Source organism: Oceanobacillus alkalisoli (assembly GCF_022213125.1).
GTDB classification, from domain to species: domain Bacteria; phylum Bacillota; class Bacilli; order Bacillales; family Amphibacillaceae; genus Oceanobacillus; species Oceanobacillus alkalisoli.
Window position 1 is genome coordinate 976,978 of the sequence record NZ_JAKNRA010000001.1, and the last position, 19,686, is coordinate 996,663.

The 19,686-nt window shown below is 42.3% G+C and carries 18 protein-coding genes; 4 read left to right on the forward strand and 14 right to left on the reverse strand.

Annotation, left to right across the window (positions count from 1 at the left end; all coding sequences use genetic code 11):
• Positions 1 to 326: 326 nt before the first annotated feature.
• The 3 genes from scpC to L3V42_RS04345 all read right to left on the reverse strand — a co-directional run bounded on the left by scpC (position 327) and on the right by L3V42_RS04345 (position 3,146).
• A complete protein-coding gene (gene scpC, locus L3V42_RS04335; protein ID WP_238471412.1) occupies positions 327 to 1,847 on the reverse strand; it encodes a succinyl-CoA:acetate CoA-transferase ScpC in 1,521 nt (506 codons plus the stop codon).
• Between the two features lie 137 nt (positions 1,848 to 1,984).
• A complete protein-coding gene (locus L3V42_RS04340; RefSeq protein WP_235762688.1) occupies positions 1,985 to 2,629 on the reverse strand; it encodes a LytTR family DNA-binding domain-containing protein in 645 nt (214 codons plus the stop codon).
• Between the two features lie 37 nt (positions 2,630 to 2,666).
• Entirely contained in the window at positions 2,667 to 3,146 is a 480-nt protein-coding gene (locus L3V42_RS04345; RefSeq protein ID WP_238471413.1) for a PaaI family thioesterase, read from the reverse strand.
• 341 nt (positions 3,147 to 3,487) lie between these two features.
• On the opposite strand from L3V42_RS04345, the gene L3V42_RS04350 reads away from it, so the two are divergent.
• The gene (locus L3V42_RS04350) at positions 3,488 to 4,549 is read left to right on the forward strand and encodes an NAD(P)/FAD-dependent oxidoreductase (protein WP_238471414.1); all 1,062 of its coding nucleotides are present in this window, start codon (positions 3,488 to 3,490) and stop codon (positions 4,547 to 4,549) included.
• A 356-nt stretch (positions 4,550 to 4,905) separates the two neighbouring features.
• Positions 4,906 to 5,553 (forward strand): SDR family oxidoreductase, encoded by a 648-nt coding sequence (locus tag L3V42_RS04355; RefSeq protein ID WP_235762691.1) that lies wholly within the window; start codon positions 4,906 to 4,908, stop codon positions 5,551 to 5,553.
• A gap of 152 nt (positions 5,554 to 5,705) precedes the next feature.
• Here L3V42_RS04355 and L3V42_RS04360 read toward each other — a convergent pair whose 3' ends face one another.
• The 9 genes from L3V42_RS04360 to L3V42_RS04400 form a co-directional block, all read right to left on the reverse strand.
• The gene (locus L3V42_RS04360) at positions 5,706 to 6,686 is read right to left on the reverse strand and encodes a ring-cleaving dioxygenase (RefSeq protein WP_238471415.1); all 981 of its coding nucleotides are present in this window, start codon (positions 6,684 to 6,686) and stop codon (positions 5,706 to 5,708) included.
• Positions 6,687 to 6,819: 133 nt separating this feature from the next.
• Positions 6,820 to 7,149, reverse strand: coding sequence for a DUF378 domain-containing protein (locus L3V42_RS04365; RefSeq protein ID WP_235762693.1), 330 nt, complete (start codon positions 7,147 to 7,149; stop codon positions 6,820 to 6,822).
• A 96-nt stretch (positions 7,150 to 7,245) separates the two neighbouring features.
• Positions 7,246 to 9,873 carry a cation-translocating P-type ATPase gene (locus L3V42_RS04370; protein ID WP_238471416.1) on the reverse strand — a complete coding sequence of 876 codons (2,628 nt, stop codon included), beginning with the start codon at positions 9,871 to 9,873 and terminating at the stop codon, positions 7,246 to 7,248.
• Positions 9,874 to 10,288: 415 nt separating this feature from the next.
• A complete protein-coding gene (locus L3V42_RS04375) occupies positions 10,289 to 10,978 on the reverse strand; it encodes an LrgB family protein (RefSeq protein ID WP_235762695.1) in 690 nt (229 codons plus the stop codon).
• Positions 10,971 to 11,342: a CidA/LrgA family protein gene (locus L3V42_RS04380; protein ID WP_238471417.1), complete on the reverse strand. Its 372-nt coding sequence runs from the start codon at positions 11,340 to 11,342 to the stop codon at positions 10,971 to 10,973. The genes L3V42_RS04375 and L3V42_RS04380 overlap by 8 nt, the downstream gene beginning before the upstream one ends.
• Positions 11,343 to 11,611: 269 nt before the next feature.
• Positions 11,612 to 12,433: a phosphate ABC transporter ATP-binding protein PstB gene (pstB, locus tag L3V42_RS04385; protein ID WP_255770992.1), complete on the reverse strand. Its 822-nt coding sequence runs from the start codon at positions 12,431 to 12,433 to the stop codon at positions 11,612 to 11,614.
• Positions 12,434 to 12,517: 84 nt separating this feature from the next.
• Positions 12,518 to 13,402: a phosphate ABC transporter permease PstA gene (gene pstA / locus L3V42_RS04390; protein WP_238471418.1), complete on the reverse strand. Its 885-nt coding sequence runs from the start codon at positions 13,400 to 13,402 to the stop codon at positions 12,518 to 12,520.
• 2 nt (positions 13,403 to 13,404) lie between these two features.
• Positions 13,405 to 14,358, reverse strand: a complete 954-nt coding sequence (gene pstC / locus L3V42_RS04395) for a phosphate ABC transporter permease subunit PstC (RefSeq protein WP_235762698.1) — start codon at positions 14,356 to 14,358, stop codon at positions 13,405 to 13,407.
• Positions 14,359 to 14,451: 93 nt separating this feature from the next.
• Positions 14,452 to 15,468 carry a PstS family phosphate ABC transporter substrate-binding protein gene (locus tag L3V42_RS04400; protein ID WP_238471419.1) on the reverse strand — a complete coding sequence of 339 codons (1,017 nt, stop codon included), beginning with the start codon at positions 15,466 to 15,468 and terminating at the stop codon, positions 14,452 to 14,454.
• Positions 15,469 to 15,699: 231 nt separating this feature from the next.
• Here L3V42_RS04400 and L3V42_RS04405 point away from each other — a divergent pair, with 231 nt between their 5' ends.
• The gene (locus tag L3V42_RS04405; RefSeq protein ID WP_238471420.1) at positions 15,700 to 16,491 is read left to right on the forward strand and encodes an N-acetylmuramoyl-L-alanine amidase; all 792 of its coding nucleotides are present in this window, start codon (positions 15,700 to 15,702) and stop codon (positions 16,489 to 16,491) included.
• Positions 16,492 to 16,846: 355 nt separating this feature from the next.
• Here the strand turns inward: L3V42_RS04405 and L3V42_RS04410 are convergent, their stop codons facing one another.
• Complete coding sequence (locus L3V42_RS04410; protein ID WP_238471421.1) at positions 16,847 to 18,004, reverse strand: ABC transporter permease; 1,158 nt, start codon at positions 18,002 to 18,004, stop codon at positions 16,847 to 16,849.
• Positions 17,994 to 18,746 (reverse strand): ABC transporter ATP-binding protein, encoded by a 753-nt coding sequence (locus L3V42_RS04415; protein ID WP_238471422.1) that lies wholly within the window; start codon positions 18,744 to 18,746, stop codon positions 17,994 to 17,996. Before L3V42_RS04415 ends, L3V42_RS04410 begins: the two co-directional genes overlap by 11 nt.
• A 181-nt stretch (positions 18,747 to 18,927) precedes the next feature.
• Between L3V42_RS04415 and L3V42_RS04420 the strand changes: the two genes are divergently transcribed.
• On the forward strand, positions 18,928 to 19,629 hold the full coding sequence (locus L3V42_RS04420; RefSeq protein WP_238471423.1) for a LytR/AlgR family response regulator transcription factor: 702 nt from the start codon (positions 18,928 to 18,930) through the stop codon (positions 19,627 to 19,629).
• The last annotated feature ends 57 nt before the right edge of the window (positions 19,630 to 19,686 follow it).

Consider the following 19,686-nt stretch of genomic DNA (forward strand, 5'->3'; position numbering starts at 1 on the left):
GGTAACGTAAAAGGCATATACACTTCCTGCCCGAAGTGTATATGCCTTTCTTTATCCACGTCTAGCTCCAGCGCCCAGCAACTAGCAGATCTTTTGGTGGGACACGGTATGTGCTAGTACAGGCGTTGCGAAGACGAATCGCGTACTTAGCCTGTAAGGGCGCTTCCGCCTTTGTTATATATTTACCCCTATTTTGTTTGAAACTTAACTTAATGAATTTCATAATACGTATTTAATGCTTCACCATCACCATATGTAGTTGAGTTGGTTCGTTCCCAACTACATATGGTGACGCAAAAGCCGACTTTGGTAATTATGAAATTCATTCAACTTTCTACTTTTTCCGTGACACGTTCTTTCATTGTTCCGTTTTGTATAAAGTTTGTATGCCAGGAAAATGCTTTCTCAAGGACATGCGGTGTCTGCCCCCCGCGTCCAAGTGCTTCCTGATAATAGGCCCAAAGCTGTTCCCGGTACATCGGGTGGGCACAGTTTTCAATAATTAACGGAACCCGTTCTCTCGGTGCCAAGCCGCGCAAGTCTACATATCCTTGCTCTGTCACAATAACATCTACATCATGTTCAGTATGGTCGACATGTGACACAAATGGCACGATGCTCGAGATGTTGCCATTCTTTGCGATGGACTTCGTAACGAAAATAGCCAGTCTAGCATTACGTGCAAAATCGCCCGATCCACCAATACCATTCATCATCTTCGTTCCGGTCACATGTGTGGAGTTAACGTTTCCATAAATATCTAACTCGAGTGCTGTATTAATAGAAATCAGACCAAGACGACGGATGAGTTCCGGCTGGTTGGAGATTTCCTGCGGCCGGATAACGAGCTTTTCCCGGTACTTTTCAAAGTCACCGAAGACATCTTTCATCTTCTCTTCAGACAGAGTCATGGAGCATGCGGATGCAAAATTGACTTTCCCCGCATCAATTAAGTCAAACACAGCATCCTGTAATACTTCCGAATAGACTTCAAGATTTTCAAATTCAGAGTCAAGCATGCCATGCAGCACTGCATTCGCAACCGTACCAATGCCAGATTGTAGCGGCATGAGCTTTTCTGTTAAGCGCCCTTCTTTCATTTCATCCCGTAAGAAACCAAGCAAGTGATCCGCAATTTGCTGTGTCTCATCATCCGGCGGTAAAATAGTCGATGGAGAGTCCATCTGCTCGGTGAAAACAATCCCTTTAATTTTATCTATATCTAACGGAATTCCAATTTCACCGAGACGATCGTCCACTTTTGTTAATGGAATCGGCTGTCTTTCCCCTTGCTTCCCAGGACTATACAAGTCATGGACCCCTTCCAGACTTTCCGGTTGTGCTGTATTGATTTCAATAATCAAATGTTCCGCCGCTTCGACAAAGGCCAGATTGTTCCCAACGGATGTACTTGGAATCAGTAATCCATCTTCTGTAATCGCTACCCCTTCAACAATGGCATAATCGATTCCAATAACTCCCGAACGAAGCAGTTCAGCCGTATGGGATAAGTGTTGATCCGCAAACAAATGATCCCCTGAATTAATTGTTTTGCGCATTGCTGGGTCCGCTTGGAATGGAACACGTTTGTTCACGACTCCTGCTTCTGCCAGCATCTTATCAATATCCGATCCGAGGGAGGCGCCTGTATATACATTTACTTTTATGTCCTCGCCATCATTCGCTCTCCCCACTAAGGCTCTTGGTACTGCTTTCGCATCGCCTGCCCGCGTAAAACCGCTCAAGCCTAGTGTCATGCCATCTTCTATCCATGATGCTGCAACATCTGCAGAAGTAACGCGATCATGAAGTTCAGCAAGATGTATGCGCTTTAATTTTTCCCGCATGAAAATTCCCCCATCTCTAACGTTCTCTTAATAATTATTTTACAAGAGAGTTGGGGGAAAAATGGATTAGCTGGATAGATTTCATATTTATTTGTTTAAGACAAGTCTAATTGTGAACAAAACATGAATTTTTTGCATTAGAATCCTAACAATTTTCGGAAATAACTAGAATAAGATTGACTTACCGGGATTTTTTCCCCGCCAACCATCGATAGTAATAATGTCGAATGTGTATCAGGGAAAATCTCTTCAATTTGATGCACATTTACGATGAAGGAACGATGACAGCGTACAAATGTATCCCGCGGCAATACGTATTCAAACTCTTGCAGCGTATTCTTATGTGTACCATAATCATGTTCTGCAATGACATGGGTCTTCCTGTCTTTCGCTTCTAAAAATTTCACTTCCTGAAAAGGGATTGGTTTCCAGCCATCTTCCGTCCGAACCGTTACGACAGACTTCCCGTCCGTGAATGCCGGGTAAATCGCCATCACACAGCCAGCGACTTCTCTATCTTCAAAGTAAGGCACTGCCATCCCGTGATAAGGTACACCAAACACGGAACGATCGATGAACTCGGATGATTTTTGTTTCGTTTGAATAGCTTGATAGGCAATCGTTCCTTCTTTAATTGGGTCCCCTGGATTTATCTTTAAATCTATTCTTTTGCTCCTGCGGTAATAAATATATTCCGTCGTATTCGAGACTGCAATGGATACTTCATCGGAAAAAAGCTCTCCCATGACATCCAATAGGGAGTCTAAGTTCAACATCTTCATGTTCCACCTCAACATTCATTCAAAGCTTTTAACTACATTATGCTTTTAGAAAACTTTCCGGCATAACAACCGCAACAACTTCTCCTTTAACAACACATTCCTCACTGGCAAATACTTCGGCACGAACTTTCCATTTCTTCGGATGGATCTCTTCCACCTTACCAATCGCCGTCAATGGCACGTCCTGTGTGGTCGGCTTTAAAAAATCGAGATGGAGTGATGCTGTCACAAATCTTGGAGGTTCTGCCCCGTCCCCCGGTTCGTGACCATTTTTGCGGTGCAAAGCTAAAGCCGCTGAGCCTGTTCCATGACAATCGACAAGCGAAGCAAGCACACCACCATAAACAAAACCTGGTACCGCTTTATGCTCGTCTTTCGGTCGATAATCCGTCCTCGTTTTTTCCCCTTGCCAAAACGTTCGAAAATGATGTCCTGCTTCATTTAATCTGCCACATCCATAACACCAAGCAAATTCCTCTGCATATTCATCCTGGATAGCGATTTTTTCCTGCGTCATCTTTTCTCCCCCTGTATAATAAAGTGAAGCTTCAGTCAGTGGAGGTTTTTCTTCATCCCCCACTGCTTGTTAGTTGAACGAACCTTAAGTGTCAGCTCACGTTTCTTCCCACCTAGACTTTCTCGAAGACCCTAAAGTTTTGAAGTGGGAGGTTTACGGACGGTTACACCGGGGTAAACCGTTAACACATAAAAAACTACCTTTAGTATATCATATATCTGTTTGGATGCCCTTTCATCTGGTTTAAGGTTTCGAGGCCGTTAGTAGCGGAATTCTCCTAACTTTGGTAATCTATAAGGTGGGATAAAGAGTGATGCGAACAAACTTGAGGGGGTTATTTCATGAAGAGGCTAGTAATATTAGGCGGAGGTTATGGCGGAATCAAAGTGCTCTCCGGATTGCTAGAAAATCATCTTCCAGAAGATATAGAGATTACATTAATTGATCGGAATCCATTCCGTTCCTTAAAAACCGAGTTTTATACGATTGCAGCCGGGACGGTAGCAGATTCAGAAGTACGTGTAGAATTCCCGGAGGACAAGCGGGTTCAATATATTTTTAAAGAAGTTACAAAAATTGATACTGAGAATAACCAAATCATTTTCCAGGACCCGGAAGATACGCTTCCCTTTGATTACCTAGTGATTGGACTAGGCTGTGAAGACAACTTCCACGGTGTCAAAGGAGCTACGGAATATACGGAAAGTGTCCAAACCTTTACAAAGGCAAGACATACGGGTGTAGCCGTCGGTAACTTAAGTGCTTACGGAAGGGTAACGATTGTCGGAGCAGGCTTGAGTGGGATTGAAGTTGCTTCTGAGATCCGGGAAAGCCGGCCAGATTTAAACATTCGTCTCCTCGACCGCGGACCGACTGTTTTAAAAGCATTTGATGAAAAAATTCAAAGTCATGTGGAACGATGGTTCATTGCCAATGATGTCGATGTCATCCACCACTCCAATGTTGAATATGTAGAAAAAGATGGTGTGTGTAATAATGGCGTCTGCTACTTGAACGATGTCACCATTTGGACTGCCGGAGTAAGACCGGTTTATCTGGTCCGGGAACTTCCATTTGAAAAAGATGTTCATGAGAAAGTTATCATTAATGATTACTATCAAGTACCAGAGCAGCAAAATATTTTCGTACTCGGTGACTGTGCGTCTTCCGAGCTTTCACCGAGCGCTCAGCTTGCTGGAGTACAGGGAGAACAGCTTGCTGAAATCTTGTTTGCCCTATTACGCGGTAAGAATCCAAGGAAACCACGCCCAATCAAGTTAAGAGGTACACTCGGGTCACTCGGAAAGTCTGATGGTTTCGGTAACATGATGACGATGCCAATGACAGGACTCCTCCCGCGTTTGGCGAAGTCTGGAGTACTCTGGTTGAATAAACGACACTAATTGTTATTGTTAATGATTTCTTAAACAGACTTGATATTAACTTAATAATCTCACGCTATACTAAGGGTAAGACATACTTTCAGGAGTGAGATGATGCGCTTTATTTTCAAGCTTACCGTCAGTTTGATTGCCGCATTTTTTTGGTTTTTCTAATCCTCGAAATCAATTGAATGAATTTCATAATTACCAAAGTCGGCTTTCCCATCACCATATGTAGTTGGGAACGAACCAACTCAACTACATATGGTGATGGTGATGCATTAAATACGTATTATGAAATTCATTAAATTGCTTGAATTTGTTTCATCCTTTTGCAAAAATGAAACAAAGCAAGAAATAAGAAAGGGGAAGGATTCATGAAAGTATTGTTAATTGGCGCAAATGGTCAAATCGGAAAACATATCATCCAGTTTGCAAAGGATGAAGCTGATATCTCTTTAACTGCAATGGTACGTAAAAATGAACAATTGGAAGAATTGAAAGCAGACGGCACCAATGCTGTACTCGCAGACTTGGAAGGTTCTGTTGCAGATTTACAGCATGTAATGAACGGTGTAGAGACGGTTATCTTTACTGCCGGATCTGGTGGCCATACAGGAGCAGATAAAACAATTCTCGTTGACCTTGATGGTGCAATTAAAGCAATCGAAGCAGCAGAACAGGCTGGTGTAGATCGCTTTATTATGATTAGCGCATTCCAAGCACAAAATCGTGAGTTTTGGGCGGAAAGTCCAATCAAGCACTATATGGCTGCAAAACATTATGCAGACCATTTCCTCTTGGAGAGTAAATTGAAGCATACGATTATCCGACCAGGCAAGCTTGAAAATAAAGCTGGCACTGGTAAAGTTCAAGCTGGAAATCTGCAGGAATATGGCGCAATTGCTAGAGAAGATGTTGCAAAAGCAGTGATTGCAAGCTTGAAGAATAAAAATACAGAAAATCAATCCTTCGACCTTGTTGCAGGTGAAGAGCCCGTTGAAGATGCGATAAAAAATGTATAAAGTGAAACTTCAATCAGTGGGGATTTTACGGACGATTACACCGGAATAAACCTCCAAAGCATATCCGGTTTAAAAAACTGGCATTGAGATTTCCAGTAAGCATATCAAGTAAAAAACAAAGCCTCGTTCCATTACGGAACGAGGTCTTATTCTTAATATTCCTTTTCAATTCCCTTTGTACTTCTTACCGTATCAATCGGACGGACCATGTTTTCAATTTCTTCCCGTTTCGGTTCCAAGAATGGTGGCAGAGATAATTTTTCACCAAGGGTTTCATATGGCTCATCCCCCATGAATCCTGGTCCATCTGTTGCAAATTCAAAAAGAATCTGCGGTGCCACACGTGCATATAAAGAACCGAAGAAGAAGCGGTCAACAAAGCCGGACGTTTGGAAACCGAAACGATGCATCCGTTCTGTCCACTCATCAAGAACAGAGCGATCCTCGACCCGGAAGGCTACATGGTGAACCGTACCGAAACCTTGTCGGTGCGCGGGGAGTACGATATTTTTCTCTACAATAACTTGGGCACCATTACCGCCTTCACCAACTTCAAATAAATGTGCACCATCTTCCTCTGCAATTTCTTTAAAGAGCAAGACTTTTTCCAGCATTTCTTTAAAATAATCGAACTGTCTTATCCGAACGAAGATTGGTCCGAGACCAGTAATCGCATATTCTAACGGGACCGGGCCATTTTGCCATGGAATTCCAGATGCGATTCCCTGATTGTTTTCATCTGAAATAAGTTGGTAGTTCTGATCATCGAAGTCGACAAATGAAATTGTCTTCTTGCCGAATTGTTCTTTAATTCCAGTATGTTTCACTTCCAAGCGATCAAAGCGTTTTACCCAGTAATCAAGGGCTGCGTCACTTGGCACACGGAAAGATGTTTTATAAATCTCATCGGTTCCGTGCATTCCCTTTGGAATACCCGGGAAGTCAAAGAACGTCATGTCTGTTCCAGCATTTCCTTCATCATCGGCGAAAAATAAATGATAGGTCTGAATATCGTCCTGGTTTACTGTTTTCTTCACAAGGCGCATTCCTAATACATACGTGAAAAATTCATAATTCTTCTCAGCACTGCTCGTAATTGCAGTTACATGGTGAATACCTTTTAAATGATTCATTCGTCACCCTCCATAAATTAAAGTTATATTAATTAAAGTATTTGTAATTCATTATATGTAAATGTTAACAGGAATACGTTGCATTGTCAACAATAAAATAACCCCCTTCTAAATGAAGAGGGTTATTTTACAGTCACACATCATCTCGGCCGCGTGGCGGAACTTCGTCGGCTTGTTCTCTGCGATATTCCGGTTCAAAATCATCGGCGAATTCTGTTCCAAATGTCGTTTGGTTCGTCGCTTGAACACCACGATTTACGTCACCGTCTGTCTCTGGGTCAAAGAAGAAACTCAGACAAATTAATCCGCTTAATCCGACGAGTCCATAAATCAGCCTGGAAAGCCCAGCGTTCTGTCCGCCAAAGATACTTGCAACCAGGTCAAATTGGAATAAAGCAATAAGTCCCCAGTTAATCGCCCCAATAATTACAAGTGCCAATGCAATTTTTCGCAACGTATGCATTGTTTACACCTCCTAAGATTGTTACAATCATAGCTTTACAAAAAACTTAAAAATTATGCATAAAAAAGACAGAAAGGAAATTTCCTTTCTGCCCGCTTATTCTGCCTTCACGAGGCGTGTTTGAATGATTTTCGCAAGCTCCATTGCAATCAGTGCGGTAAGGGAAAGTCCTAAACTAATCGCAAATTCCCCGAAACCGAAATCCGGCGGGATGTTGAAAATACCTCTTGCAAATGGCAAGGTTGTCATCCCATATAAAAGAAAGCCTATTACAACTGCGCCAAGTACATATTTATTTTGAAAGAACCCTGCACCAATCGCTGTCTGCGTATTCGACCGGGTCGCAAAGGTTTGTAACGTCCGGGAAAGAATGAGCGTTGAAAATGCCATCGCTACACCCATTTCTGTGGAATAACGGAGCCCGATATAAAAGGCAATGATGACAACAACTGCAATCAGAATCCCTCTCGTAATGACAGCTCGTAATGTCCCGCCTTCAAAGATGCCTTCGTCAAGCTTTCTCGGCTTCCGGTCCATAATGTTCGGTTCCGACTTTTCCATCCCAAGAGCAATTGCCGGCAGCGAATCATTTACCAAGTTGATAAATAAAAGCTGCAAGGCAGTGAACGGATTCGGCAAGTTAAAAATAACCGCGTAAAGAATGGCAATGATCGCTCCTAAGTTCCCCGCAAATAAATAACTGATTGCTTTTTTTATATTATCGTACACGGTACGGCCAACACCGACAGCACGGACGATCGAGACGAAATTATCATCGGTTAAAATCATGGCAGCGGAGTCTTTCGCAACATCTGTGCCGCTCCCCATGGCAACTCCAATATCTGCCTGTTTCAAAGCCGGTGCATCGTTCACACCGTCTCCCGTCATCGCGGAAATCTTGCCCTTCCGCTGCCAAGCTTTCACAATCCGAATTTTGTTTTCCGGTGAAACCCGGGCATAGACGGATATCTTATCTAACTTTTCATCAAGTTCCGCGTCACTCCAAGCATCCAATTCCTGCCCAGTAAGTGCAATATCCCCAATACGTGCTATTCCGATATCTTTTGCAATCGCTTGAGCCGTCGTTTTATGGTCTCCTGTGATCATTACCGTGCGAATCCCTGCGTTTGTCGCCTGGCGGATTGAGTCATAAACCTCTTCCCGAGGCGGATCAATCATCGCGGTAATTCCGACAAGCACAAAGTCATCTTCATCTTCTGCCGTTACCTTCACCATACCTTCAGGAAGTTTTTTATAACCATAGGCAAGTACGCGCAGGGCTTGGTTGGAAAACTCCTCATTCATTTCAGTGAACTTAGAAAGCAGTTCTTCTGTTGCCGGAACTTCTTCTCCCGCTTGTAACACATAGCTTGCCCGATTCAGCATAATATCCGGGCCACCCTTTGTAAGCAAGAGGTTTTCACCTTGAATAGAATGGATGGTTGACATAAGCTTCCGATCCGAATCAAATGGCAGTTCTCCAAGACGCGGGAATTCCTCCCGAATCGCCTCATATCCTTTGTCACTGTCATTGACGAAATGGATAAGCGCTGTTTCCGTCGGGTCGCCAATTTCTTTTCCATCTTGATTCAATCCTGCATCATTACAGAGGGCAGCAACATAGTGCAGCATCTGCTTTGCTTTTCCAGCGGTCTTCTCTTCCTTGTCTAACACGAAGTAATCGGTGACCGTCATTTTATTCTGGGTTAATGTTCCAGTTTTATCCGTACAAATAACGCTCGCGCTGCCCAGCGTTTCAACGGCAGGAAGCTTACGAATAATCGCATGCTGCTTTGCCATCTTATTCGTACCGACAGATAAGACGATTGTCACTATTGATGATAAAGCCTCAGGGATTGCTGCAACGGCAATCGCAACAGAGAACATCAACGCATTGAGCAGTGCCGTTCCGGTAGCTACCTCTGAATCACCCAACCAAATTCGCAGCGCTTGTACGGCAAAGATTAAAATACAAAGAATTAAAATACCAAGACCAAGTTTCTTTGAAAATACTTCTAACTTTTGCTGGAGCGGGGTCTGTTTTGCCTCAGCGGTCGCAATCAAGTCGGCAATTTTACCAATTTCCGTCTGTTCAGCCGTACCTGTCACGATAAACATACCACGGCCATTGACGACGAGGGAACTACTATAAACAGCATTAAATCGATCACCGAGCGGAGCTTCTTCCGGTATCGTTTCCGTATTTTTCTCCACCGCTTCCGACTCTCCGGTAAGCATGCCTTCATTTATTTTAAGTGATTCACTTGAGATAATTCTTCCGTCAGCAGGAATATAATCCCCTGCTTCAAGCAGCACAATATCCCCTGGAACGAGCTCACGGGCTGGGATCAGCCTATTCGCCCCATCCCGCATCACTTTAGCTTCTGGAGCGGACATATCCCGTAATGCATCGAGTGAGCTTTCTGCTTTTTTTGTCTGAATCACACTAATCACAGAATTGATAATGAGCACGAGGAAAATAATGAGAGACTCCGCAATTTCTCCGAGTAAAATTTGGATTCCTGCTGCAGCAAGCAGGACGATGACCATTGGATCTTTGAAGCTTTCAAGAAATAATTTCCATGTCGGAACTTTTTCCTTGTCTGCTAATTCGTTATAACCAAACTTCTCTAACCGTTTCTCTACATCGCTTTGCTTTAAACCTTCTCTTACTGAATCGAGTTCTTCCAGTACTTCTATTATGTCTTGCTGGTAATATGCCATGGCGTATGTTCCTTTCTCCTGGAATGGATAAATGGTCTACTATAATAAATACCACATTTCGAGGATTCTATTCTTTTTCAACTCCGTGCAAACATCCGTAAAACTCCCACCTCAAATGCCCGTTATAACGGAATAACTTCCATTCAGAGTAATTATTCCAACCAGTTCAGTTGCCCGGCAATTAGAGAGCCCTCCTATGGAACAAACAAAAACCTACGCTGAATGAACGTAATCTGCGGATTTTCTTAAATTTTACATAGATACACCCAGTTGCCTCATGCTGCTTAATGAATTTCATAATACGTATTTAATGCATCACCATCACCATATGTAGTTGAGTTGGTTCGTTCCCAACTACATATGGTGATGGGAAAGCCGACTTTGGTAATTATGAAATTCATTCGCTAATATTAAATTACAAAAATAACAAGACGAATAACGGTGCAAAGAAAGAGACGATGATTGCGCTGATGATCATTGCGATGGAACTTACCGACCCTTCCAGCGCATTTCTGTCCATACTCGCCGCTGTACCGATGGCATGCGAAGCGCTTCCCATACCAATTCCTCTTCCTAGCGGACCCTGTAATTTAAAAAGTTTAAATATAAGCGGGCTAATAATCGATCCGGAAACCCCAGCAATGACAACGAATACTGCAGTCAACGACAGCGATCCTCCCAATGTTTCACCAATAGAGATAGCTACTGGAGTCGTAACCGATTTAGGTACAATTGCGAGAATCACTTCCCGGTCAAAGCCGAGCGCCTTAGCCATGAAAAGACCCGTAGTCACCCCTACAAAGGCACCTATCGTGACTCCTACAAGAATTGGCTTCACATATTCCTTCAACATGTCATAATGCTTATAAAGCGGCAATGCGAGCGCTACAACTGCTGGACCCATCAGAAATTCAATCCACTGACCGCCAATCATATATGTTTCGTAAGGGATATCAAGCAGAAATAAAAACAGAATTATTATAGCTGATACAGCGACGATTGGCTGTGTAAACGGCGATTGAATTTTTTTATGAATTGGAAGAATTAAGAGATAGATAGCGACGGTTGCAACAATTGCAATGATACCAATCATGATTTCATTCATTCTGCGTTTCCTTTCTGCGAGCCAGCTGTTCACTAACAGCTCCGCCTACCCCCATAACAAGCGCTGTACTGATTACTGTAATAATAAGAAGTAATAATCCTCTTCCTTTAAACAATTCAAGATATTCCATAAATCCAATTGTCACCGGAATAAAGAATAACGTGAGATGTCTTAATAAAAGTGAGGTCCCCTCCTCCAACCACTTCAATTTCATGATGCCCAGTTTTAACAGTAGAAATAAAAGGATCATACCAATGACACTGCCTGGTATGAATAAGTGAAAAATCTCCTGAAGAACATTCCCGATCAGGAGTAATGCATATAAGAGGAAAATATGAGTAATAATACGCAATACACCAGTCAACCTAAAAAGCACCTGCCTTCAACAAAACAAAATCTACCCCAAGTATAGCAGAAGTTTAAAGGTTTATTAATAAAGTGAAACTTCATTCAGTCGGGAAGTCCTTCCCCCGACTGAATGTTAGTTGAAGAGAATCAGGAACTTACGGACTGTTTATCCCTCACCTTCACATGTTTCGTTTCCACTATGTTTAGAGGTGAGGGGATTACAGACCGTTAATGCGTGATAAAACGAGACCAGCAACAACGTAGCTGGTCTCGTTTTATTCATGTTTAGCCGAAACGGCCGGAAATATAATCTTCCGTACGGCTATCTTTTGGATTGGTAAAGATTTTATCTGTTTCATCAAACTCAACGACTTCTCCATTCAAGAAGAAAGCAGTCCTGTCAGAGATTCTTGCGGCTTGCTGCATGTTATGTGTGACAATAACGATGGAGTAATCCTCACGAAGCTCTTGAACAAGCTCCTCAATTCGAAGGGTTGATTTCGGGTCGAGTGCTGACGTCGGCTCATCCATCAGAATGACGCCAGGTTCAACCGCTAGACATCGGGCAATACAAAGACGCTGTTGCTGCCCGCCAGAAAGCCCGTACGCATTCTCATTCAAGCGGTCTTTCACCTCATCCCAGATGTATGCCCCGCGAAGGCTTTTCTCAACTATTTCATCTAAGATTTTCTTGTTTTTGATTCCATGGATTTTCGGCCCGTACGCAATGTTTTCATATATCGATTTGGGGAAAGGATTTGGTTTCTGGAAAACCATGCCTACCTGGGTCCTTAAATCTTCTACACGGAAATTCCGATCTAAAATATTTCTGTTTTTATACTTGATTTCACCGGTTGTGCGAACGCCTGGAACGAGTTCAACCATGCGATTGAGTGTCTTAATATATGTCGACTTCCCGCAACCGGAGGGCCCGATAACGGCAGTTACTTCTTTTTCTTTAATGGATAGATTAATATCTTTTAATGCATGCGTGTCTGTGTACCATAAATTCAACTGGTTTGTTTCAAATACGGCACGCTTGTCTTCCTGTTGATCAGAACTTTTGATGGCCTGATCATTTAATTTTACCTTTATTTTCTGGCTCATTATTTTCTCTCCTTAAAAAACATAACTTGAATCGATCCGTATCCTATTAATAAATGTCCTTTTACCAGACTTCTCGAACAAGCCCTAATAACGTTGTTGGAATTTATTCCGAATGAAAATAGCTACGGAATTGAGTAAGAATAACAGCACGAGCAGAACAATAATCGTTGCAGCTGCAAGATAAGCATATTCAGATACTAAGGATGCATCAAGTGTCCAGTAATAAATCTGCATCGGGAGTGCTGTGAATGTATCGAAGAAGCTGCCCGGGAACGGAATCAGTAATGCCGGAATCCCAATTACGGTAAGTGGTGCTGTCTCTCCGATTGCCCGTGACAATGCTAAAATTGAACCAGTCAGAATACCTGGTAAAGCTGCAGGCAAGATAATTTTCTTTACAGTTTGCCATTTCGTTGCCCCCATCCCATAGCTTGCTTCACTTAAAAACTGCGGAACGGCGCGAATCGCTTCCTGAGCTGCTACAATAACAATCGGCAATACTAAGAGTGATAAGGTTAAACCGCCTGCCAACACGACATTGCCAAACTCAAGTGCCCGGACGAAAATAGTTAACCCGAGTAGACCATAAACAATCGATGGTACACCAGCTAAGTTCGATATATTCGTTGCGATAAAGTTTTGAAAACGGCCAGGTTTCGCATAAAGTTCTAGATAGATAGCGGTCCCTACCCCTATGAATAAAGTAACTGGAATGACGACGAGCATGAGCCATGAGGTTCCAAGAATCGCTCCCATAATTCCTGCACGGTCTGGGTCTGTAGATAGTCTACCCGTAATAAAATCCCAATCCAGCCAAGCAATACCTTGGGAAAATACACGTATAAGCAATACTGCCAAGACTACCAAGCCAAATAAAGTAGATAGTAAAAAGATGAATTTCAGTATGGAATTATTGCGTATACGTGCTTTCATCCGTTTTTCTACAACTGCTTCATCAACATATTTCATAATCAATACTCCTCCCTGAATTTACGAGAGAGATATCTTGCAAGGATATTCATTAACAACGTAAATATGAATAATGTAGCTGCGACAGCATAAAGACTGTAATAAATCGTCGAACCTGCCGGAGCATCTCCTGAAGAAACTTCCACGATATAAGCGGTCATCGTCTGCATCGATTGCGTGATATCAAAGGTAAAATTCTTTGAGCTCCCACTTGCAATCGTAACAATCATCGTTTCCCCGATTGCCCGTGAAATACCGAGTACAAAGGATGAAATGATTCCAGACAGTGCTGCTGGGATGACAACTTTAAAGGTCGTCTCTAATTTTGTCGCACCTAAGGCGAATGCACCTTCCCGCATACTGTTTGGCACGGAGCTCATCGCATCTTCAGACAAGGAAGCAATCATCGGGATAATCATGACTCCCATTACAAGACCAGGACTCAGAATATTTGTCGCTCCAACCTCCGGAAAAATACTTCGGATGAGTGGCGTAACGAATGTGAATGCAAAGAAACCATACACAATCGTCGGAATCCCCGCAAGAATTTCAAGCAGAGGCTTTAACACCCGTCTTACCCGGTCAGATGCATATTCACTTAAATAAATCGCCGACATGATCCCAACTGGACCTGCTACAAGCATCGCAATAAAGGTTGAGATCAATGTACCATTAATTAAAGGCAGCACCCCGAATTCCGGATTTTGACTCATCGGTCTCAGTACGGTACCGGTAAAGAACTCCCAAATCGGCACTATTTTAAAGAATTCAATTGCTTCCGTAAATAAAGTTATAATAATTCCTACTGTTGTCAGAAGAGAGATCGATGCGATGAGGAGAAGAAAAGTTGGAATGAATTTTTCCGTAAAATTGGAGAGATTTTTCTTTTTTTTCTTTTCCGCAATCATTTCTCTTACATTCACAGCGTTTTTGTTTGTATCGCTGTTCCCCGCCATTTCCGTTTGACTCCTTCCCAAGCTTTAAAACTCACAACAAGATGAGAGCAATATTTTGCCCTCATCTTTATTGTTTAAATGATGTTGATTATTTTATTTAAGAGCTTCTAATTCTTCAACTAATGTACTTGCTTCTTCTTCAGGAATTGGTGCAAATCCAGTTTCCCCAGCAAGATCTGAAGCAGTTTCCATAACATAGATTGCATAATCAAGTACTTGTGGTTTTTCCTTGGCATTATTCACGTTCAGGTAAGTAAATACCGGGCGTGTGAAATCTCCATAGTCGCCATCTTCCGCAATCGTGTCGAGGGATGGCTCAACTGGGCCATTTCCAAAATCAACATGAACTGCTTGTACTTGATCTTGGTTGTTTACATAGTAACCGAACCCGAAGAACCCGATGGAATTCACATCTTCAGAAATTAACGTTACGAGGGTTGAATACTCTTGTTGCAGGTTAACATCATCTCTTAAATCTTGTTCTTCTAAAATATTTTCATAGAAGAATTCGTACGTACCATGGTTTTCGTTCGGTCCGTATGTATTGATTGGCTCTTCTGGCCAGTCTGGGTTAATATCAGACCAGTTCGTATACTCACCTAAGAAAATATCGATAATTTGCTCTGGAGTGAGTTCCGTTGCCCAATCATTATCTGGATGGATAACAATTGTTAACCCATCAAGCGCTACTTTCAATTCTTTTACTTCAATACCAAGCTCATCTGCTGTTGCTTGCTCTTCTTCTTTAATCTCACGGGAAGCATCGTTAAAGTCTGTTCCGCCTTCCGCTAAGAATCGTTCGAAACCAGCACTTGTACCTGCACGGCTAACTTCGACAGATACGCCTTGCTGTTCGTTAAGCATATATTCTTCAGCAAGTCTAGACATTAATGGATAAACTGTTCCAGACCCGTCAATTTCTACACTACCTTCCAGTTCTTCAGATTCGCCTTCTTGCGCTTCCTCTGAACTGCCATTTGTTTCTTCTGTTTCTTCCGATGACTCTTCAGTTCCAGTGTCATCTCCGTTATCTTCTGTTCCTCCACATGCTGCAAGTACTGTGAGCAATGCTCCAATTAAAAGGAACATAAGAAATTTCTTGAGCTTCATACGACAATGTCCTCCCCAATAATAGATGATTTTATCTTGAGTGCTTTTCGCTCTCAAGTACTAGTATAGTGCCCCAATGTAAAGGAAGTATTATCCGAATGTAAAGCTTTTGTAAATTTGCAGGTCTTTTTTATTATATGCAGCTTTCTTCTATAACTATGCCTCCCTTTCTATCATTTCTTTTCGATTATAGAAATGAATGGATTTTTAATAGAAAGGAAGATGATACAGATGAAAATTTATCTTGATGCCGGTCATGGTGGAAGTGATCCCGGTGCAGCCGGCAATGGGTTGCAGGAAAAGGAAGTTGTCCTTGATTTAGCAATCAGGATCAGGCGACTACTGTACAATTACCCACAAGCTACCGTAAAGTTAAGCCGCACAACGGATGTAACGAAAAGTCTTCGCGCACGGACGAATGAAGCGAACAGCTGGGGCGCAGATATTTTCCTTTCCCTCCATTGTAATGCTTTTAACGGGCGTGCCCGGGGATATGAGGATTTTGTTTATAACAAATTGCCAAGAGGAGCGGCTACGAGAAGTTATCAAGTGACCCTTCATGAAAAAGTTCGGCGAGCAATCGGCATACCGAACCGTGGAATGAAACAAGCCAACTTTCATGTACTGCGCGAATCGAATATGCCGGCAATTTTAACAGAGAATGGATTTATCGATCATCCGGAAGATGCGAAATTGATGAAGCAAACAGCTTGGAGGGAAAAAGTCGCAGCTGCACACGTAGATGGATTAGTCGAGATTTTTAAATTGAAAAAAGCAGTTTCTCCGAGTAAAGGAGGATACCAATTAATTGCCGGTTCCTTTGCAAAGCAGTCAAATGCCAAAGCAAGACAAGTGTTACTCACCACGAGACAAATCCCAGCGACGGTAAAGCAAGTCTCAGTTAACGGAAAAACGATGCACCGGGTCATCATAGGCGCCTATTCAAGTCGCACCATTGCGGAAAACAAACGTAAACAGATCTTACAATTGGGTATCGAAACATTCATCTTAAGAGACAACTAGACATCCAAGCAATAGCCAATATAATCGCACGAAGAGAATACCGTCATAGCACTCCCACTAGAGTCAGATTCTTTGCCTTTTATATTCGTTTCTGATATTAATGAATTTCATAATACGTATTTAATGCTTCACCATCACCATATGTAGAGATTGTTATAATCGATGGAAATGGAAAAGTCGTTGAACATATTGTCGGCCAATGAACAAATAATTGTTAGTAGAGAGAATCGGTGGTTTAATCGATTGAATACGTTAGGATAATCTAGGTTGCACATCCTATTCAAATAAAATCCGGACCGATCAGCTGATTGGTCCGGATTTATTTAACTCTAAGATGATTACATTTCATTCACGTTTAGTTCATCACCCATTTATCTTTACTAAATAGGATTCTGCTGATGATAAAAATAATGATGATACAAACAAGATTACTGCCAATCGTCATAAATATGTGCCCATAATTCACTACACCAAACAACAATTCCGTAAGAATCGCAAAGATATTTACAAATGGCAGGATAAAATGATTCATCGTAAACTCATTCACCCCAAGTCCGCCAATCATCATCGCAGGAAAAATGATTACCATCATAATCGGTGTACTATAACTCTGCGCTTCTTTTACCGTTTTACCAACAATACTTGTGATCATTAAGAGAGCACCAACGAAGAACGAATAGACTAGCGTCACAAGTGCGCCCATTCCAATGATCGCAACCATATTATCACCGAACGAAATTGCCGCTTTTAAGTGTTCCGTAAAGAAGGCTACCTCGATTGCAACGACGGCGAGGGTAATAATCCCAATAATGACGCCAACTGAAGATATCGTTAAGTATTTTGCCATTAGTAATGTAGAGCGATTCACCGGCGTCATCAGGAGTGCTTCCATCGTTTTCTTTTCCTTTTCACCTGCAAAGATATCTGCTGCCGACGGACCTGCTCCAACCCCGATTGCAATCGATAGAATAAGCGGAATCAACAAAGCCAGCACCTGAATATTACTGTCCTCTGCGTTCGTCTCCCGTTGCTCCATTGCAACTGCCTGGGTGATGGATGGATCGATATTCGCATGCTGCAATCTCTCTGCGACAACAATTTGTTCATATTCTGCAAGCTTGCTCGTTACAATGAAAATAAGGTTAGAAGACTTTTGACTGAATGTATCGCCGATCAGCTCCACATTGCCTGCTTCTCCCGCTTGCACTTCCGCGTCAAAGTTATCCGCAAACACAATTGCCGCTTGGACGTCTCCATCAATAAATGCCTGTTCCGGATTTTCCGTACGTAAAAGTTCCACATTATCCATTGTCCCAAGTATCGTTTCCTGCCCGGTTGACAACCCTTCTTCCACAGCCAGTGTATATGTTTCATTTTCCCCGTCACTAATCAAACTTTCATAGAAAAAAGTTAGTGCCGACATCATCAGAATCGGTAATAACACGGTTAATAACAATGTCCGTTTATCGCGGAAGGAATCGATCATTTCTTTTTTATATATTTTAAATAGCATAGCCATCCGTCCCCCTCACTAATTTACTCATAAAGATATAGTTTAAATCACGACTGTTTTCTTCTTCATATAAAGCCTCTTTCTCCCCGTGATAAACAAGCTCGCCTTTATGGATCATCGCGACATGATCACAGAGCAGATCGACTTCCTCCATAATGTGACTCGAGAAGATAATTGTTTTACCTTGTGTTTTTAGTTCTTGAACGAGTTGACGGAATACGTTGGAAGCGGTGATATCAAGCCCTGTCGTCGGTTCGTCGAATAGAATAATTTCCGGGTCATGAATGATGGCTCGGGCGATCGCCACTTTCTGGCGCATCCCTTTAGAAAAACCGTCCACTTTCCGGTCAAGAAAATCGCGCATACCGAACATTTTCGCGAGCTCATCAATCCGCACCTTCGTCTCATGCTTGCTCAAGTGATAGAGTGTTGCAAAGTATTCGAGGTTTTCTCTAGCGGTCATGCGGTTATAGAGCCCTGTCTCACCGCCAAATAAGACGCCCATCCGCTTTTTAATTTCATCTGGCTTTTTCACCGTGTCATAGCCTTTTACCAGAACTTCCCCTTCAGTCGGTGTAAGCAATGTTGCAATCGAGCGGAGAAGCGTCGTCTTCCCAGCTCCGTTTTCCCCTAACAGACCGACGATTTCCCCCTCCTGAACTGTAAAGGACACATGATTTAAAGCAGTTACTGATGTTTTTTTATCTTGAAATCGTTTCGTCACGTTTTGAATTTCAATCATTTCGTTCCCATCCCTCTTTTGATTTGTTACATTCATTGTAAGCAAAACCATCGCTTCTTTCACCGGACATGTCGCGAATCGTCCCTTTGATGTCGTGAAAATGCCCTATTCACGCTTCGAGATGGTATAATGAAGAAAAACGATTGCGTCAAAAACAATAGAAAGTACAGGTGTTGCACGTATGCTGAAGGTTGGAATTGTTGATGACCGTCAGATTGATTTAGATAAAGTGGTTGGGATTGTTTCACAGATTGATAATGTGGAGATCGTCTTCGCCACCACATCCGCAGAGGAAGCGTATAAACGGATTAAAGATGAGGAAATCATGCTGCTCGTCGCCGATATTGAAATGCCCCATCTTTCCGGCTATGAGCTCGCAGATATTATTCATTCCCATGCGCTTCATATTGAGGTTATTTTTGTAACAGCAAACAGCGGGTATGCGGTTCATGCCTTTGAAATCAATGTACATGACTATATTATGAAGCCCTATACGAAAGACCGGCTCAAGACATCGATTAAGCGGGTAATGGAGAGGTCTGGGCAAGCGGAAATTACGGGAAGACTTTATATTAAGCAGAAGAACAACATTCATATCATCCAAAAGAAAGATATTATTTTCATTGAACGAACAGGCAGGTCTTCTACGATTTTCACAAAAAATGGAACCATTAAGACGTACCAAACGTTAAAAGAGTTGGAGGGTGAGCTGAGGGAAAGGGATTTTCTTCGCTCCCACCGTTCCTTTATCATTAACATCCACTATATTCAAAACTTTGAACTATACGCCAAAAATTCATTCGTCGTAAACTTTGACGGATTAGATGAAACAGCAATGATTACAAAAGACATGGTCGACTACTTACAGGAAAATTACTTTTAGAACGGGACAATCCCTCTGCTCCATTGGGACATGGGGTCAGTGCAGTTGTCCCGGCTG

Excerpts from the sequence above, each read along its gene's own strand:
- scpC (WP_238471412.1), bottom strand. The coding sequence starts at position 1,847 with ATGCGGGAAAAATTAAAGCGCATACATCTTGCTGAACTTCATGATCGC.
- L3V42_RS04340 (WP_235762688.1), bottom strand. The coding sequence starts at position 2,629 with ATGAAGATGTTGAACTTAGACTCCCTATTGGATGTCATGGGAGAGCTT.
- L3V42_RS04345 (WP_238471413.1), bottom strand. The coding sequence starts at position 3,146 with ATGACGCAGGAAAAAATCGCTATCCAGGATGAATATGCAGAGGAATTT.
- L3V42_RS04350 (WP_238471414.1), top strand. The coding sequence starts at position 3,488 with ATGAAGAGGCTAGTAATATTAGGCGGAGGTTATGGCGGAATCAAAGTG.
- L3V42_RS04355 (WP_235762691.1), top strand. The coding sequence starts at position 4,906 with ATGAAAGTATTGTTAATTGGCGCAAATGGTCAAATCGGAAAACATATC.
- L3V42_RS04360 (WP_238471415.1), bottom strand. The coding sequence starts at position 6,686 with ATGAATCATTTAAAAGGTATTCACCATGTAACTGCAATTACGAGCAGT.
- L3V42_RS04365 (WP_235762693.1), bottom strand. The coding sequence starts at position 7,149 with ATGCATACGTTGCGAAAAATTGCATTGGCACTTGTAATTATTGGGGCG.
- L3V42_RS04370 (WP_238471416.1), bottom strand. The coding sequence starts at position 9,873 with ATGGCATATTACCAGCAAGACATAATAGAAGTACTGGAAGAACTCGAT.
- L3V42_RS04375 (WP_235762695.1), bottom strand. The coding sequence starts at position 10,978 with ATGAATGAAATCATGATTGGTATCATTGCAATTGTTGCAACCGTCGCT.
- pstB (WP_255770992.1), bottom strand. The coding sequence starts at position 12,433 with ATGAGCCAGAAAATAAAGGTAAAATTAAATGATCAGGCCATCAAAAGT.
- pstA (WP_238471418.1), bottom strand. The coding sequence starts at position 13,402 with ATGAAATATGTTGATGAAGCAGTTGTAGAAAAACGGATGAAAGCACGT.
- pstC (WP_235762698.1), bottom strand. The coding sequence starts at position 14,358 with ATGGCGGGGAACAGCGATACAAACAAAAACGCTGTGAATGTAAGAGAA.
- L3V42_RS04400 (WP_238471419.1), bottom strand. The coding sequence starts at position 15,468 with ATGAAGCTCAAGAAATTTCTTATGTTCCTTTTAATTGGAGCATTGCTC.
- L3V42_RS04405 (WP_238471420.1), top strand. The coding sequence starts at position 15,700 with ATGAAAATTTATCTTGATGCCGGTCATGGTGGAAGTGATCCCGGTGCA.
- L3V42_RS04410 (WP_238471421.1), bottom strand. The coding sequence starts at position 18,004 with ATGCTATTTAAAATATATAAAAAAGAAATGATCGATTCCTTCCGCGAT.
- L3V42_RS04415 (WP_238471422.1), bottom strand. The coding sequence starts at position 18,746 with ATGATTGAAATTCAAAACGTGACGAAACGATTTCAAGATAAAAAAACA.
- L3V42_RS04420 (WP_238471423.1), top strand. The coding sequence starts at position 18,928 with ATGCTGAAGGTTGGAATTGTTGATGACCGTCAGATTGATTTAGATAAA.